Here is a 15,988-nt window from a genome sequence, read left to right as displayed (position 1 = left end):
TTTCGTTGCAATTTCTTTTTCAAGTTGTGCGACAATGATAACATATCTTTCTGAAAGGGGTTACAACGATGCAATACAAATTAGGAGAGTTGACACCAAAAGTCGATCCGACGACTTATCTTGCACCAGGGGCACACGTGATTGGAGACGTGACCATCGGTGCTCACTCGGGAGTATGGTTCAATACCGTCATCCGTGGAGACGAAGGACCCATTCAAATCGGTTCATACGTCAACATTCAGGATGGTTCGATGATTCATCAATATGAAGGCTCACCGACAATCATTCATGATCGCGTCTCGATTGGCCATATGGCGATGATTCACGGCTGTGAGATTGAAGAAGATTGCTTGATTGGCATGCACGCTACCGTACTCGATGGGGCGAAGATTGGAAAAGGGTCCTTTGTCGCTGCCGGTGCGCTCGTCACACCAAACATGCAGATTCCTGAAGGGGTGATGGTCATGGGCGTCCCAGCAAAAGTCGTTCGTCCATTAAACGATGAAGATCGTTTTATCATGGAGAGAACGGTAAAGAAATATGCCAAGCGTGCCGAACAATATAAGCAGTCATGCGTTCCAGTTCGCGAAATCCAACAATTGTGAAAGCGTTTACAAGATTCATAAAATGTTAACGTTTCTCTCGAATTTTCTACATAGTTCCTTTGTATACTGAAGTTGTAGCCAAGCTGATGTATTGAAAGGAGCCCACTCTATGTATCCGAACCATGATCAACTCATGCTAGACCTGTATGCCTCGTCCATCAATCCAAGTTATGGCCTTCATATCGATGATTCATTCGATGATGCCCTTCATGGCGCACATCGAGAGGTTTGGGAACGTATGCATTTGGATAATAGTAGAGAAGAAGATTCTAAAAATGGAGGAACGACTGGATGATTCCAACGACTGTGATTCAAGATTGGCTCGCAACAAAATTAAAGCGATAACTGACCGATATATAGAGCAAGCGAGCGAAGGGATTCCCCATCGCTCGCTTTTTATTATTCAAACATGATGAGATGCGAATCAATCGGTTGTCGCGCTTTCGGTGTAGGGATATCTTCTGTGTCATATTTCCCGATTTGCAGGAGACCGATAAACGTCTCCCCTTCCGCCCCAATCATTTCCTTCAACCTTGCATCATCAAACAGTCCACCCGTCCGCCAGACCATTCCGATCTCACGCTCACTTAAGAGCAGCTGAACATTTTGAATGAATGTCGCCGTCGCGAGTAACGCGTCACGATTCCCTTTGTCCGTTTCAAAATGTTTTGCCGTCACATACATACAGGTTGCCGCATTTAAAATCCGTCCCGTCACCTTTTCGCGTTGCCCTTCTGACGCCTCCGAGAAGGCTGGTTCGAGCGCATCGAGTAACACTTGCTTCCCATCCCCATTGAACACATACACGTTCCATGGTTCGACTTTATTGTGAAATGGTGCATGATGTGCCGATTGCAACACTTCATAGAGCACTTTCGTATCGATTGGTGCTTCTTTGAACATACGGACCGTACGTCTTTCTTCAATTAGCTTTTGTGCTGCTGTCTTTGTCATGACCGTCACTTCCCCTTTTTTTCTCTTCTCTATCATAATTGAAAAACGTTCTCATTTCAAAATCAAAAAAAAGACTACAGATTGCTCTGCAGTCTTACGTTGATTGTCCAATGACCTCACATGCCACCAAGTCTTCAAACGTTTGGCGACGAACGACAAGTCGATGTGCCCCGTCCTTCACGAAGACAACAGCTGGACGAAGCATCTGGTTATAGTTGCTCGCCATGGAGAAATTGTACGCTCCTGTTGCTTTGACAAGTAATAAATCACCTGGTGTGACAGGGGGGATCAATGAGCGGTTCGAGATGATGTCTCCCGACTCACAGCACGCTCCGACTATTTTTGCCTCGAGCGTCTTCTCTTCATTCATCCGAGTCGCTGCCACGACCTCATACTCCGCGTCATACAATGCCGGACGGATATTGTCCGTCATCCCGCCATCGACAGACACGAATGTACGAACGCCACTCACTTCTTTGACGGTCCCCACCTCATAAAGCGTGGCACCCGCATTGGCGACGAGCCAACGTCCCGGCTCAATCCCGATTTTCGGAAGTGGCAATTCACGTGCCTCGACCTCCTCGACCAACGTCTCCATCACTTGCTCCATCGTCTGGGCAAAATCGAGATATTCGTCTTCATCCAAGTAAGCGACGCCGAATCCCCCACCGATGTTCAAGACGTCCGTCGTATAGCCGGTTTCCTGACGAATCGTATCCATGAAGCGCACCATCGTCTTCACCGTGTTGATGAAGAGGGTCGGATCTTGAATTTGAGAACCGACGTGACAATGGATTCCCTTCAACTGTAAGTGCTCGGCTTCTAACGTTGCACGAATCGCGTCTAAATACGTGTCGTCATGCGTCGGGAAACCGAATTTTGTATCAACCCCACCCGTTTGAATCGCCGCATGGGCACCCCCGACAACTTGAGGCACAATGCGGAGAAGCACATCGACTTCGCGATTGTATTCAGCCGCAAGTCCTGACAAGAGGCTGATCTCCCGCATATTGTCGATGGTAAAGTGTGTAATCCCCTGTTCGAGAGCATACGTGATGTCAAGAATCGTCTTGTTCGATCCATGAACGTGAATGCGCTCCGCCGGTACACCGGCATGCAGTGCCACGTACATCTCACCCCTTGAGACGACATCGACACTTAACCCTGCGGCCATCACTTTTTCATAAACGGCCGCAATCGATAATGCTTTTGACGCGTATAACGCATACGTGTTCGGATACTTATCTAGAAACGCATTCTGGACAATTCTAAGGCGACGCTCTAGTTCTGGCTCACTCATGATGTATAAAGGTGTCCCGTACGTCGCTTGAAGTTCACGGACGGACACGCCTTCGATCAAACATTCTGATTGATTGGTGGTGTACATACAATTCCTCCTTCAAAGCGATGTGGGACACGCCACGAACGGGCACAGAGCTGTTCTGAGTTGTTGGCATAGCCAACACGTGTCACGTCATCGATTTTCGTCTCGATTCCATATAATGTGACGCGGTCGCCGATTTGTACGTCTTCGTCGACTTTGATGAAGCTATGGCTCATAAAGATGTTACTGATGAACGGGTATGCTTTCCCTGCGATGTGAACAGGCAAGTGACGTCTCGCCCGCATCAATCCATCCCCATATCCGACAGGTAAGACAGCAATCCGTTCTTTCGATTCCACGGTATATCCCGTTCCATACCCGACATGAGCCCCCGCTTCGATGTCGTGGACGGCAACCACTTCTGTCTCCCAATAAAACGCAGGTACGAGCCACTCAACCGGCTCAACCGATGAATAACCGTATAAGAAAATACCGACACGCACATGTGTGCAATGGTGCAAGCGCGAGTCGTCTTGAAGCGCGGCCGCACTATTTGCCGCATGGATCAGTTCAAACGTATGACGTTCCATCAAACGTGTCGACCAGTCGGCAAAGCGTTCGACTTGGACGCTATGCTCGACTTCGGCATTGTCCGCATCCGCGAGCGGAAAATGTGTACATAGTCCGACAAGGTTCAATCCTTCATTTTGGCAGAAGGCAACGATCCGTAGCGCTTCTTCAAACGATTTGGCACCGAATCGGTTCATGCCGACGTCTAATTTCAAATGAAGGCGAACGCCATCGAGATGCTCACGCTGTGAAACGAGCCATTCATACGATCCGATTGCGACGTCAAATTCATGGGTATGCACGTGTTCCCACGTGTATATCGGATTCATGACGAGGACGCGAGCCGACTCTGCATGCGCTCGCACTTCAATCGCTTCTTCTAACGTGGTCACCATGAAGTGACGGACTCCTTCATCATACAAAGTCGTCACAACTGGCTCCATTCCTAGGTTATAGGCATTGTTTTTCACGACCGCAAACACGGGGCGCCCGAGCGCTTCAATCCGGCGTTTGTTTTCGCGAATCGCATTTAAGTCAATTGTGACTCCCATCGTGCAAAACTCCTTTACTCTGTTACTGCTGATTTCACGAACGTGATCCAATCGCGGTGTTCCGGAAGCTGTCCTGTTACGGCTTCACGATAGCGTGTCAACATTTCTGTCGCAACCGTCTGGACACCTCCACCAATCGAGATATGGTCGACCTCGATGACGCTCGTCACCTCGGCTGCCGTTCCCGTTAAGAAGATTTCATCAGCCACATAGAGCTCATCGCGTCCGATATGGCGCTCGACGATTTCATAGCCGGCCTCGCGAGCCAATTGCATCACCGTTTGACGTGTGATGCCATCGAGTACAGAACAGTCAAGGGACGGTGTCGTAATCGTTTTTCCTTTCACGAGGAAGATGTTCGCGACACTCGCCTCACTGACGTTTCCGTTCATATCAAGGGCAATCGCTTCGTCGAATCCGTCACGGAGCGCCTCTCCTTTTAATAGCTGTGAGTTCATATAGTTCGATGCCGCTTTCGCTTGCATTGGCATCATTGTAGAAGACACGCGGCGATACGAGGCCACTTTCGCTCGAATCCCGACCGTCTTGTTGAAGTATTCACCGAGCGGCCAACACGAGATGGCAACATGTACCTTCGTCTCAGCAGTCGGCATAAGTGCCTGCCATGGTGTTCCAAGGAAGACGAACGGACGGATGTAGCATGCTTCAAATCCGTTTCGCTCAATCAATTCCATCGTGGCTTGTTCGAGTTCATCTACCGTATACGGTAGCGTGACGTGGTAGTATGCACACGAGCGAACAAGTCGCTCCAAGTGTTCACGTAATCGGAAGATAGCAGGACCTTCCTCCGTGTGATACGCGCGAATCCCTTCAAAGAACCCGCTTCCGTAATGAATCGCGTGTGTCATGATACTCGTGTTTGCGTCAGTCGGCTCAATCCAAGCCCCGTCTTTCCACATCCATTGTCCATACTGTTCCATAATGCAACTCTCCCATTCCTCATTTTTTATATTTTCTGTCTATTATACGTTAGAGAGAGCGTAAGTCATCAACAAGTTGCGTTTTTTCAGAAGTTTTTTCATCTTTCTGTTTGATGATTCGTGCCGGTGTTCCCGCAACGACGACGCCTGGAGGTACGTCTTGTGTGACGACACTGCCTGCCGCGACAACCGCATTTTCACCGACGCGAACGCCCTCCAAGATGACTGCGTTCGCCCCAATCATGACACCATCCTCGATGATGACCGGATCTTTTGAAGGTGGCTCAAGAACCCCTGCGACCACGGCACCTGCGCCAAGGTGAACGTTCTTCCCGAGCGTTCCGCGCGCTCCGATGACAGCGTTCATGTCGACCATCGAACCATCTCCGATGACCGCTCCGATGTTGACGACAGCTCCCATCATGACAACCGCGTTGTTTCCGATTTGGACGTGGTCTCGGATGAACGATCCTGGTTCGATTCGGGCATTGAGTCGTGTCGTATCAAGCATCGGTACGGCACTGTTGCGACGGTCGTATTCAAGATGTGAATCCGTGATGACCGATGCATTTGCTTCCAAAAATGCCGCAGCGCGTTCTGCCGTCGTCAAGAACAGTTTCGACTCATCCGTTCCGAATGCTTTCGCCTCCTCGATTTCAAGACCTGCCAATTGACCGTTGACGTAAAGCTTGACTGGTGTTTCCTTCTTAGCATCTTTAATATATTGTGCGATTTCATAAGCGTTTGTGAGTAACATGAGTAGCCTCCTCGTATAAGTTCGATAGATTATAAAGTCCTGCCGGGCGATCAATGATCGTTGCCGCAGCGGCAAGGGCCCCGTTTGCAAAGACGCGTTTCGATAACGCGGTATGTTTCAGTTCAATCATTTCATCATCTCCGGCGAAGAGCACGGTATGCTCACCGAAAATCGTGCCACCCCGAATGGAATGCATTCCTAACTCTTCAGCTCCACGCGCTTCCCGACGTGACGTTCGTTCGTAAATCGGTGTCACGTCACGCTTCGCTTCGATGGCACGTGCCAATAATTCTGCCGTCCCGCTTGGTGCGTCCACTTTCTTCCGATGGTGTGCCTCAATCACTTCAATATCATATCCGAGAGTGAGTGGGACGAGTTGGTCGAGCAACTGTTTCAACAGTGCAATCCCATATGAGGTGTTATAAGACTGAAAGATTGGGATCTCTTGTGAAGCCGTCTCGATCTCGGCCAATTCTTCCGGTGTGAAGCCCGTCGTCGCAATGACGAGCGGAATATTGCGCTCCCGTCCGAACGCGAGTAAATCAGGGAGTAACGCCGGGTTCGAAAAGTCGATCACGACATCGACGGGTACGTCCACCTCATTCAGAGTCGCCGTGTGCTCGTCACTTCCCGGTGAGACGATTGCCGTTACGTTTACACCTTGCGCATGAGCGACCTCTTCGACAATGCGTCCCATTGCGCCAAAACCATGGATGAGAACATTCATTGTCTCACCTCATTGAATTGTTCCATCGCCGATAGTAATTTCGCCTCAGCCGTCGCGCTCATTGGAACGAGCGGCAGACGTGGCGCACCGACTTCAAATCCTCGCGCTTGAAGCGCTGCCTTCACCGGAATCGGATTCACTTCTGCGAAAAGTTCATCGATGACTGGGAGTAAACGAATTTGCCACGTACGTGCTGTCTGCAAATCACCCGCCAATAGGGCGTCTGCCAACGCGACCGTCGCTCCCGGATAGACGTTTGATAAAACGGAGACGACCCCTTGTGCGCCCCAAGCCATGTACGGCAAGATTTGATCGTCATTTCCACAGTAAACGGTGAACCCTTCCGGAATATGGGCCATCATCTGCGCCATGACCGAGATATCCCCACTCGCTTCTTTCAAGGCCGTGATGCGCGGATGTTCCGCGAGCTCACCGACCGTTTCCGGTGCCAAGGCGACACCCGTCCGTGACGGAACATTGTAGAGCATGAGCGGAATCGGTGACGCATCCGCAATCGCAGTAAAGTGAGCAATCAGCCCGACCTGTGTCGACTTGTTATAGTACGGTGTGACGACCATCGCCATCTCCGCACCAAGTTCGGCGGCCCGTTTCGTTTTCTCAATACTGACTGCTGTATTGTTCGAACCGGTCCCCGCGATGATCACGGCTCGACCGTTTGCGACCTCCACCGCTAGAACGAGCAATGTCTCAAACTCGTCATCAGTGATTGTCATCCCTTCGCCGGTCGTCCCACCGATGACGAGACCCGTCACACCTTCTTGGATTTGGTCTTCAATTAATGCCGCCCATGCTTCTAGATTCAACTGCCCATTTTCTTGAAATGGGGTAGCTAGTGCTGTCGCCACTCCTGTGAACATGTCATCTCCTCCTTATTTCGTCGCTGTTTGACTAATCATACATTGTGCGATTTGAACGGCATTCGCTGCCGCCCCTTTTCGGACGTTATCTGCAACGCACCAAAGATGGAACGTATTGGGTTGTGAATCGTCTCGGCGAATTCGTCCGACATACACCTCATCCGTCCCGTTCGCATCGAGCGGTGTCGGATATGTCAATTCGGATGGATTGTCCATTAACACGACCCCTGGTGCATCGGCAAGGACTGCTTTCAGTTCTGCGACCGTCGCATCTCGCTCGAGCGACACCGTGATTGAGACCGCATGACTGTTTCGCACCGGCACCCGGACACAAGTGGCCGTCACCCCGAGGTTTGGCGCATTTAAAATCTTACGTGTCTCATCCATCATCTTCTGTTCTTCTTTCGTATAGCCATTTTCTAGAAACACATCGATGTGCGGCAACACGTTATCATAAATCGGATACGGATAATTCGTCGGTTCCTCTCCGCGCGCACCGCGCTCGAGGTCATCGATCCCTTTTTGACCCGATCCCGATACCGCTTGATAAGATGTATAGGCGACGCGTGTCAGTCCGTATACTTCCGCTAGAGGCGCGAGCGCCACGACCGATTGAATCGTGGAACAGTTCGGGTTCGCGATGAGCGTTCTCTCCGGACTGAGTTCGACTCGGTTCACTTCCGGTACGATGAGTGGAATTCCTTCTTGCATTCGGAATGCACTTGAATTATCGATGACAATGACTCCTTGCTCACTCAACCGAGGGGCATATTGTTCACTGATGCTCCCACCTGCAGAGAAGAGTGCGATATCGATCGGGTCCGCATAAATCGCATCGGTCAATTCACGAATCACGATCGATTGCCCATTCACCTCGACCGTCTTTCCTGCCGAGCGGGCTGAAGCATAGAGTCTCAGTTCGCTGATTGGAAATTCATATTCTGTTAAGACGTCAATCATTTTTTGTCCGACGGCACCTGTCGCACCGACGACTGCTACGTTATACATTATGCTCCCCCCTTATAAGTGAAACCGGGCCGCAATGGCTGCGACTGCCGCTTCCACATCTTGTTCTTGAATCGTATAGGAAATACTGATTTCAGACGTCGTGACTTGATAGAATGGAATCCCCATCTCACGGAATGTCGCGAAGAGCTCTGATGCGACCCCTGTCGCGTCTCGCATACCGATTCCGACGACAGAAATTTTTGCATGTTCCGTGTGACGATCGATTTTGATTTGAGGCAAGGTCGCTGTCAACTCTGCGAGCGCCTCTTCTAAAAACGCCTCTTCATCGAGCGGACATGTGAACGAGAGGAACACTTCGCCGTCGAATGCCGTCTGTGAAATCATATCGATGTTGACGTGTCGCTCTGACAATCGTTCAAAGATGTCTGCGACTCCCGCCGCCGTATGCGGAATATGTTTGATTGAGACACTGAGTACGTTCTTGACGACACTCACACTCGTGACTGCTTTCTGTTCCATCGCTTGCGTCGTATCCATGATCCATGTTCCTCCTTCGCTCGAAAGCGTCTTCCCAACAAAAATATTGACGTCATATTTCTTTGCGAGCTCCACGCTTCGCATCTCCATCACTTTTGAACCGAGTGCACTCATCTCCATCATCTCGTCATAGGAGACCGTATCAAGCCGTTTCGCCGTCGGATGGATTCGTGGGTCCGTCGTATATACACCCGCGACGTCCGTATAAATTTCACAACGCTGACTGAGGACGGCCGCCAGTGCGACGGCTGTCGTGTCCGAACCGCCACGCCCAAGGGTCGTGACGTCTCCCGCTTCATTCACGCCTTGGAATCCGGCGACAATCAGGACGTCGTATTGACGCAACTTCTCGTGTAACACTTCTTTCCGAATCGCTTTGATTTTGCTCTTCGTATGAATGCCCATCGTATCAATCCCGGCTTGCTGTCCTGTTAATGAGATGGCCGGTACGCCTCGCGAGTTCAAGGCGATACTGAGTAGGCTAATTGTCTGTTCTTCCCCGACGGCGAGTAGCCGGTCGAGTTCGCGAATCATCGGGCGATCCGTGATTTGTTTGGCGAGCGACAAGAGCGAATCTGTCGTTTTGCCCATCGCCGATACGACGACGACCAATTTTTCACCGGTCGCCACACGTGTCTGTAAATAGTCCGAAATGGCTTGTATTTGTTCGATTGTGGCAACGGAGCTGCCACCAAATTTCAGTACGGTTGTCATCAAGTTCCCCACTTTCAAGATGTCCACCAACAGAAAAAGCGGCAAACCGGTAGGAAGCACTCTCCCTACGGTCTGCCGCTTATACGCGCAGTTGAAAAACGATTAAAGAATCGTTCCGTAGATAGCGCTCCATGGTAGTTGACCATGGCAGTGTAGGCGTTGTTCACGACTACCCCAGCCTTCATTCACACGCACGTGAACGTCGACTTCGGCGAATTTCCCCTTTCGGCTCGGTCCGGAGTGCGTCCGTTTCAACCAAGCTTACTCATGTCATTCGCAACCTCTATCTGTCAGTTGTTAGTATTAGTTATAACAAAACGAAATCTTCTTGCCAACCTTTTTTTAGAAAAATGGGATATTTCAAAAAAGGATTACCATGTTTTTCGCATCATGCGGTGTGGGAGATTGGCATCCAAAAACTCATCTCCGAACGCCTCGTACCCGAGCTTTTCATAAAACGGAAGCGCCGTCAGTTGTGCACCCAATCGTAGTTCAACCAACCCTTGACGTTTCGCGACACGTTCAACTTCAATCATAATGTCTTTCCCATATCCATGACCCCGGGCCGATTGAATCGTCGCCACTCGCTCCACTTTTCCGACAGTCGAGTCGACTGGACGAAGACGCGCTGTCGTCACAGGTTCGGAGTCAAGGAGCCCGACCACATGTGTACACATATCGTCTAAATCATCGTATTCTAAACTCGCATCAATTCCTTGTTCCTGAACGAATACGATCTCCCGCACTTGTTTGGCCTGTTCAATCAACGCTGGTTCGTTTCCCGATTGAATGATCAACATGGTAAAACTCCTTCCTGCAATCGTTTCACGATTTCTTCGATTCCCTTTTCTAGTTCCGCTACGGATGTGAAACGCGCTTGGGCCTGCTTATGGCTTCCACCGCCACGACCGATCTGCATCTCTTGGAGCGCCGCTTTCAAGAATGTGCCGACGGCGATATCCTGTGTCCCGTCATGCATAACGAACAATTTCTGCGTTCCATAGTTGGCGCCAACGGCAATTCGTCCTGTTGCTGCGATTCGTTCGATGATGGCGGTCGTCAACGTTTCCGCTTCTGTTCTCCCGACATGTAAGGCCACATAGTTATCTTCTTTCAACACGGCCTCCACTTTCGCTTTGGCAATCCGTTCTTCGAGCGTTTTGATTTCTTTTTCACGTTCCAAACGAATCGTATGTTCTTCGATTACACGGGCTGCCACGGATTCATTCGTTGTCGAGAATGTATGGTGAATCGTCCGCAACGCTGCTCGCGCTTGTTGAGTCGCCTTGATCGCTCGACTTCCCGCCACATACGTCAAGCGGAGATTCCCCCTCACTTTCTTCACCGCCGTCACATGGATGGTACCGAGTTGTCCCGTTGTCTCCACATGAGTGCCACCACATGCATTGTAATCTAGACCTTCGATTTCGACGATGCGAATCATCCCCGTTCGGTCCGTCTCTTTCCGTAAACGCATCCGGTCTACTTCTTCTTCCGGAATCTCGTAGACATGAATCGGACGGTTTTCAAAGATCAGTTGTTGCATCTCTTGTTCAAGTGCTTCAACGTGCGCCCAGTCCATCGTTGCCGTTTCAATCTCAATAGATGAATCGGTCTCTCCGATTCCAAAGCTGAGCGTCCGAATGCCATGGCGGTCTTCCAAAATCGCCGTTATCACATGTTGAGCAGTATGCTGGATGGAATGATCCCGTCTGACGTCCTCATCGATTCGAACTTCTACCGCTTTGCCCGCTGGTAATGATTCTGACAAGAGATGCCACACTTCCCCGCCCTTGATTTGTACGTCCAATACAGGAAGCGTCCCAATCCATCCACGGTCAGCCGGTTGTCCCCCACCTTCCGCATAAAACGGGCTGTTCTCGAGTGTGTGCCAATGACCGTTGCCGTCTTCCTTTATTGAGGTCACGACTGCATTTGCTGTATATGGTTCCATCTTGTCCTCCACCCTCTCTCTATAATCTGTTCAGACAACTAGTTTAATTTCGTCTATAATGAAACATACATCTTCTCAGTCAGGAGCGAAATGATATGTTAGAAATCGATAAACAATCTCCGTTACCTATTTATTATCAAATTGAAGCGTACTTAAAGCAACAAATTGATGACGGATTGTTAAAACCAGGAGACACCTTGCCTTCAGAGCGTGAATTTTCGGAGCAATTTCACGTCAGTCGGATGACGATTCGTCAAGCCATTATGAACCTCGTCAACGCCGGTTATTTGAGCCGTCAAAAAGGACGAGGCACATTCGTCGCGAGTCAGAAGATTGCGATGACGTTATCGGGACTGACAAGTTTTTCCGAGGAAATCAAACATCGAGGTATGCGACCGCTTAGCCGTCTCTTGTCATACGAGGTCATTCCGGCAACGGATCGCATCGCGCAGCAACTGAGTATCCCAAATCAAACACCGGTTTATGAGATGAAACGGCTACGACTCGCCGATGATCATCCACTTGCGCTCGAGACCGCCTATATTCCCGTTCATTTATTGCCTGACCTGACGCAAGATGACGCCACGGGATCGATCTATGCGTATGCCGAACAGCATGGCTTACGCTTGAAGAATGCAACACAAACACTCGAAGCCCGAAGCGCCGGTCCAGAAGAAGCCAAGCTCCTCACCATTTCTCCGAACGCACCGGTCTTGTTGATTGACCAGCGAACATATCTCGAGGATGGCGGTATGTTTGAATACAGCCGTTCCCTTTTCCGTGGCGACTCGTACTCTTTCACTGTCGCCATGGATCGCATATAACACACGAAACAGAAATACGATTTCCCACCCTCTTTTCGACTCATATTGGAACTAAACAATCTTATTCTACGTATAAAGATGTTAAAGGGGGGAGAACATTGTCTAAGGTAGTTGATATTATGAAATATCGAAAAATCGCATTACTTTGTTTATTTATCTCGATTCCACTTAGTCTGATCAATATCCTGATAGGCTCGACATGGTTGACGATTTTAGGAGCATCTTTATTTGTAATCTTCCTCGTCATATCCCTCACTTTATGGAAATGTCCACAGTGTAAAAGACGACTACCACTACGATTTGACCATGATACTGACGTGGATGATGTATATCGTTGTCCTTACTGTGATACCAAATTTTTGAGTGGGAACATCATCGACTAAATTATTTTCAAGTAATCCCACGCAAAAAAGCGGTCTGACCTGAAATACACTGCCACATAAAAAACGCTCAGAAGATGAATTCTGAGCGTTTTGCATTTTTCGTAAGTCAAACTTTATTGTGCTTCGTACGTTATTCCATTCGGGTCCAACGTGTAAGATTCTAATTCCGTATCCGTCATCGGCTCGACACGATTACCGGCGTCCGCTTGTTGTACACGATAGCGTACTTCTTCAAGAAGCGGTTCGTTCAAGAAATAGTAGAAGTGTCCGTCATCTGCCCGGGCACCTTCTCCAGTCAATTGATATTGCACCGTATTGTGAAGCGCGCCAACATCTTCAATTAAACGCATATAGTCATTCGGGCCAAGTGTCGTCTGCATGTTGTCGCCGACGGCTTTCAAGACCTTATCGTAATTGTTTAGGAGTGAAGTGCCGAGTGATTGTTCGAGCACGGCATTGATGACTTCCATCTGGCGTTGTCCACGACCGATGTCCCCACGTGGATCATCGTATCGATTTCGAACGTAGGCAAGTGCCTCTTCACCAGAAAGCTGTTGAAGTCCTTGTTCGATTTGAACTGTCTCACGTGACGCATCGTAACTGTTTTGTTGTGATGAGAACGGAACATCAATCTCAACGCCACCTACCGCATCAATGAAATCAACGAACCCTTGGAAGTTGAGCGAGACGACATGGTCGATTTCAACACCGACTAAATCTTCGATCGTGTTCGTCGCCATCCGCATCCCGTTGTTCGGATTCGATTCATCCATCGAACCGAAATAGTAAGCGTGGGTGATCTTGTCTTGGTCAAGTCCCGTCTTGCCATAAGGAATGTTATATCCCGTGTAGTCGATATTGACATACGAGTCACGCGGGATACTGAGCATCGTCGTCTGTTTTTCTTTCTTGTTTAAAATGACGACAATCATGACGTCTGATCGTCCGAACTCACCGCGCGCTTTCTTCTGTGGAGAAAGGTCTGTCCCTAAAATCAAGAACGTCTCCGTATCTTCTTTATCATAACGAGTCGGCTCAACCGTCGGGTCATCCTCTAATGTGACTTGGGTGCCTGACAACATATTGTGAGCTTTGTAAAACGCTGTACCGTAAATGCTAGATCCAGCAATAATCGCAATCAGCACGAGGGCACTAAATATCTTATAAAACGCAGACGGACCTGTGCGCTGTCTGCGAGCATGTGTTCTAGAATTCATATCGGTCTCCTTCGAGTCAAAATAATGAGCTTTACTCATTATAGAGGAAAGCGGGAAATTTGTCGAAAACGTTTTGATGACAAATTCGTTTCTTTACATTTTCCCACAGTTGAACACAGAAAAACCCGCGGAGATGACTCCGCAGGTTCGTTAATCCCGAATGGTGAAAAATCGTGTTGCCGCTTCTTGCCCACGGGCTTGTAAGGATTCCGCACAGCGCGATGCAGCCGCACAGTCGAGCACGACCGTCACACCTGGATGGGCCTGTAGGATTGTGGCCGGCCAGTCGACCGTCGGTACGCTTTCAATCATGTGCTGTACCGCTTCAGCTTTCCGCTCCCCTGTCGCGACTAGGACGATTTCACGTGCGTTCATGATTGTATCGAGCCCCATCGTGATGGCGTGTGTCGGTACATCTTCTAACCGATCAAAGAATCGACGATTGGCTTCCCGAGTAGACTCCGTGAGTTCGGTCACATGTGTCTTCGCGTCGAGCGCTGTACCCGGTTCATTGAAGGCGATATGCCCATTCTCACCAATCCCTAATAGCTGTAAATCGACACCGAGTGTCCGAACAAGTTCTTCATAACGTGAAGCTTCCACTTCCGGGTCCGGTGCGTCCCCTTGAGGGAGGTGACTTTGTTTGAATGGTACCTCATCGAAGAGTCGATCTTTCATGAAGCGGTTATAGCTTTGAGGATGTTCGGGCGATAATCCGATATATTCATCTAAATTGACGCTCGTCACATGGCTACAATCGAGCGCGTCCTGTTTAAACATCTGATACATCCCGACCGGTGTGCTACCGGTTGCGAGACCGAGTACAAAGTCATGTTTCCCTGAAATCCGTTCTTTGATTAGCGTATAGGCGATTCGTTCCGCATCGTTCGCCGTCTTTGCGACTAGTACATTCATCTTTGTTCCCCCCGTTCATATACGATTCGACCTTTAACGAAAGTCATCTGAACATGTGTCATGTCATCCCAAACGACAAGGTCTGCATCAAACCCCGATTTGATATCGCCTTTTGTCGTCAACCCAAATTCTTTGGCTGCATTCGTCGAGGTCATTTTGACCGCTTCTTCCACCGTACATCCCGTATATGCCTGAATGTTTCGGAATGCGGCATCCATCGTCAACACACTGCCCGCCAGGTTCCCGGCTTGAAGTCGCGCAGCCCCGTCCGCTACGATGACCGGTTGACCGCCAAGCTCATATTGTCCGTCCGGAAGTCCTTTTGCTCGCATCGCATCCGTGATGACGACAAGTTCATCTGCTCCTTTTAAGCGAAACGCGAAGTCGACCATCTCCGGACGACTATGAATCCCATCCGGAATGATTTCCGCGATGACCCCACTCTCTAAGAGACAATACCCAACCGTTCCGGGTTCTCGATGGTGCAACCCACGCATTTGGTTATAAAGATGCGTCCCGTGTTTGACGCCCGCCTGCTTGTTCTCTTCAAATGTCGCACTCGTATGGCCCGCCGAACCGATTGCACCGGTTTCGCGAAGAACAGCTTCAAACTCACGTGCACCTGGACGTTCCGGTGCATAAGTGACAAGACGGATATGACCGCCGGCAAGCTCTTGCCATTTCCGGAACTGCTCGGCGTCCGGGTCGATAATATATTCTGCCGGTTGTGCCCCAGCCATCTCCACGTTGACAAATGGACCTTCCAAGTGGATTCCGATGAGTGTCGTATCCTGCGCTTCAATGACATTTCGGACTGCCTTCAATGCATGCTCAATCGCTTCTTTTGACTGCGTGATCGTCGTCGCGAAAAAGGACGTGACACCTTCCTGTAGCATGTCGTTACTCAATCGTCGAAGTTTTGATTCATCCGCATCCATCGTATCGACTTCATATCCCCCATGGATATGTACATCGATGAGACCCGGTGTCACGAGCGCTCCAGCGACATCAATCACAGGCTCATCCTGTTGTTCAAACTGGTCCATCGATCCAATCTCATCAATCGTTTGACCATTCCATCTGATATATCCACGTTCCCATGTTTGTTCTGCTGACACGATACGAGCATTGATCAATGTCCCCATCGGTTCACCACTCCTTTTTGTTT

Annotated in this window: 17 protein-coding genes and 1 riboswitch; of the genes, 3 read left to right on the top strand and 14 right to left on the bottom strand. The window is 49.6% G+C overall.

The genetic code is table 11. The annotated features are described in order from the left end of the window. The first annotated feature begins 68 nt into the window (after positions 1–68). A complete protein-coding gene (locus KNO65_RS12845) occupies positions 69–605 on the top strand; it encodes a gamma carbonic anhydrase family protein (protein ID WP_074037800.1) in 537 nt (178 codons plus the stop codon). A 109-nt stretch (positions 606–714) separates the two neighbouring features. Continuing rightward, positions 715–900 (top strand): hypothetical protein, encoded by a 186-nt coding sequence (locus KNO65_RS12840; protein ID WP_074037801.1) that lies wholly within the window; start codon positions 715–717, stop codon positions 898–900. Between the two features lie 104 nt (positions 901–1,004). Here the strand turns inward: KNO65_RS12840 and KNO65_RS12835 are convergent, their stop codons facing one another. The 11 genes from KNO65_RS12835 to KNO65_RS12780 form a co-directional block, all read right to left on the bottom strand. Beyond that, entirely contained in the window at positions 1,005–1,559 is a 555-nt protein-coding gene (locus tag KNO65_RS12835) for a nitroreductase family protein (protein ID WP_251028335.1), read from the bottom strand. 94 nt (positions 1,560–1,653) lie between these two features. Continuing rightward, on the bottom strand, positions 1,654–2,946 hold the full coding sequence (gene lysA, locus KNO65_RS12830; RefSeq protein WP_214691456.1) for a diaminopimelate decarboxylase: 1,293 nt from the start codon (positions 2,944–2,946) through the stop codon (positions 1,654–1,656). Further along, entirely contained in the window at positions 2,916–4,004 is a 1,089-nt protein-coding gene (gene alr, locus KNO65_RS12825) for an alanine racemase (protein WP_214784699.1), read from the bottom strand. The genes lysA and alr overlap by 31 nt, the downstream gene beginning before the upstream one ends. A gap of 14 nt (positions 4,005–4,018) precedes the next feature. Then, complete coding sequence (locus KNO65_RS12820) at positions 4,019–4,945, bottom strand: branched-chain amino acid transaminase (protein WP_074037806.1); 927 nt, start codon at positions 4,943–4,945, stop codon at positions 4,019–4,021. A 49-nt stretch (positions 4,946–4,994) separates the two neighbouring features. Then, complete coding sequence (gene dapD, locus KNO65_RS12815; protein ID WP_015880745.1) at positions 4,995–5,702, bottom strand: 2,3,4,5-tetrahydropyridine-2,6-dicarboxylate N-acetyltransferase; 708 nt, start codon at positions 5,700–5,702, stop codon at positions 4,995–4,997. Next, entirely contained in the window at positions 5,680–6,429 is a 750-nt protein-coding gene (dapB, locus tag KNO65_RS12810) for a 4-hydroxy-tetrahydrodipicolinate reductase (protein ID WP_015880744.1), read from the bottom strand. Before dapB ends, dapD begins: the two co-directional genes overlap by 23 nt. Next, a complete protein-coding gene (dapA, locus tag KNO65_RS12805) occupies positions 6,426–7,307 on the bottom strand; it encodes a 4-hydroxy-tetrahydrodipicolinate synthase (RefSeq protein ID WP_214784696.1) in 882 nt (293 codons plus the stop codon). The genes dapB and dapA overlap by 4 nt, the downstream gene beginning before the upstream one ends. A gap of 12 nt (positions 7,308–7,319) precedes the next feature. Continuing rightward, positions 7,320–8,315, bottom strand: a complete 996-nt coding sequence (locus KNO65_RS12800) for an aspartate-semialdehyde dehydrogenase (RefSeq protein ID WP_214758252.1) — start codon at positions 8,313–8,315, stop codon at positions 7,320–7,322. Between the two features lie 12 nt (positions 8,316–8,327). Further along, complete coding sequence (locus KNO65_RS12795) at positions 8,328–9,527, bottom strand: aspartate kinase (RefSeq protein ID WP_078147890.1); 1,200 nt, start codon at positions 9,525–9,527, stop codon at positions 8,328–8,330. Between the two features lie 114 nt (positions 9,528–9,641). Further along, a riboswitch (Lysine riboswitch) is annotated at positions 9,642–9,821 on the bottom strand. 77 nt (positions 9,822–9,898) lie between these two features. Further along, a complete protein-coding gene (locus KNO65_RS12785) occupies positions 9,899–10,327 on the bottom strand; it encodes a GNAT family N-acetyltransferase (RefSeq protein ID WP_214784693.1) in 429 nt (142 codons plus the stop codon). Beyond that, positions 10,321–11,481 carry an alanyl-tRNA editing protein gene (locus KNO65_RS12780; protein WP_214784691.1) on the bottom strand — a complete coding sequence of 387 codons (1,161 nt, stop codon included), beginning with the start codon at positions 11,479–11,481 and terminating at the stop codon, positions 10,321–10,323. The genes KNO65_RS12785 and KNO65_RS12780 overlap by 7 nt, the downstream gene beginning before the upstream one ends. A 95-nt stretch (positions 11,482–11,576) precedes the next feature. On the opposite strand from KNO65_RS12780, the gene KNO65_RS12775 reads away from it, so the two are divergent. Then, positions 11,577–12,305: a GntR family transcriptional regulator gene (locus KNO65_RS12775; protein ID WP_015880738.1), complete on the top strand. Its 729-nt coding sequence runs from the start codon at positions 11,577–11,579 to the stop codon at positions 12,303–12,305. 496 nt (positions 12,306–12,801) lie between these two features. Here KNO65_RS12775 and KNO65_RS12770 read toward each other — a convergent pair whose 3' ends face one another. The 3 genes from KNO65_RS12770 to nagA form a co-directional block, all read right to left on the bottom strand. After that, positions 12,802–13,905 carry an LCP family protein gene (locus tag KNO65_RS12770; protein WP_214784688.1) on the bottom strand — a complete coding sequence of 368 codons (1,104 nt, stop codon included), beginning with the start codon at positions 13,903–13,905 and terminating at the stop codon, positions 12,802–12,804. Positions 13,906–14,055: 150 nt separating this feature from the next. Further along, entirely contained in the window at positions 14,056–14,820 is a 765-nt protein-coding gene (gene nagB / locus KNO65_RS12765; RefSeq protein WP_214784685.1) for a glucosamine-6-phosphate deaminase, read from the bottom strand. Then, positions 14,817–15,965, bottom strand: coding sequence for an N-acetylglucosamine-6-phosphate deacetylase (nagA, locus tag KNO65_RS12760; RefSeq protein WP_214784683.1), 1,149 nt, complete (start codon positions 15,963–15,965; stop codon positions 14,817–14,819). The genes nagB and nagA overlap by 4 nt, the downstream gene beginning before the upstream one ends. Between the last annotated feature and the right edge of the window lie 23 nt (positions 15,966–15,988).

Source organism: Exiguobacterium sp. S3 (assembly GCF_018617295.1).
Classification (GTDB): domain Bacteria; phylum Bacillota; class Bacilli; order Exiguobacteriales; family Exiguobacteriaceae; genus Exiguobacterium; species Exiguobacterium profundum.
Note: the sequence above shows the minus strand (reverse complement) of the source record. Positions and strands in the feature narration are given on the sequence as shown.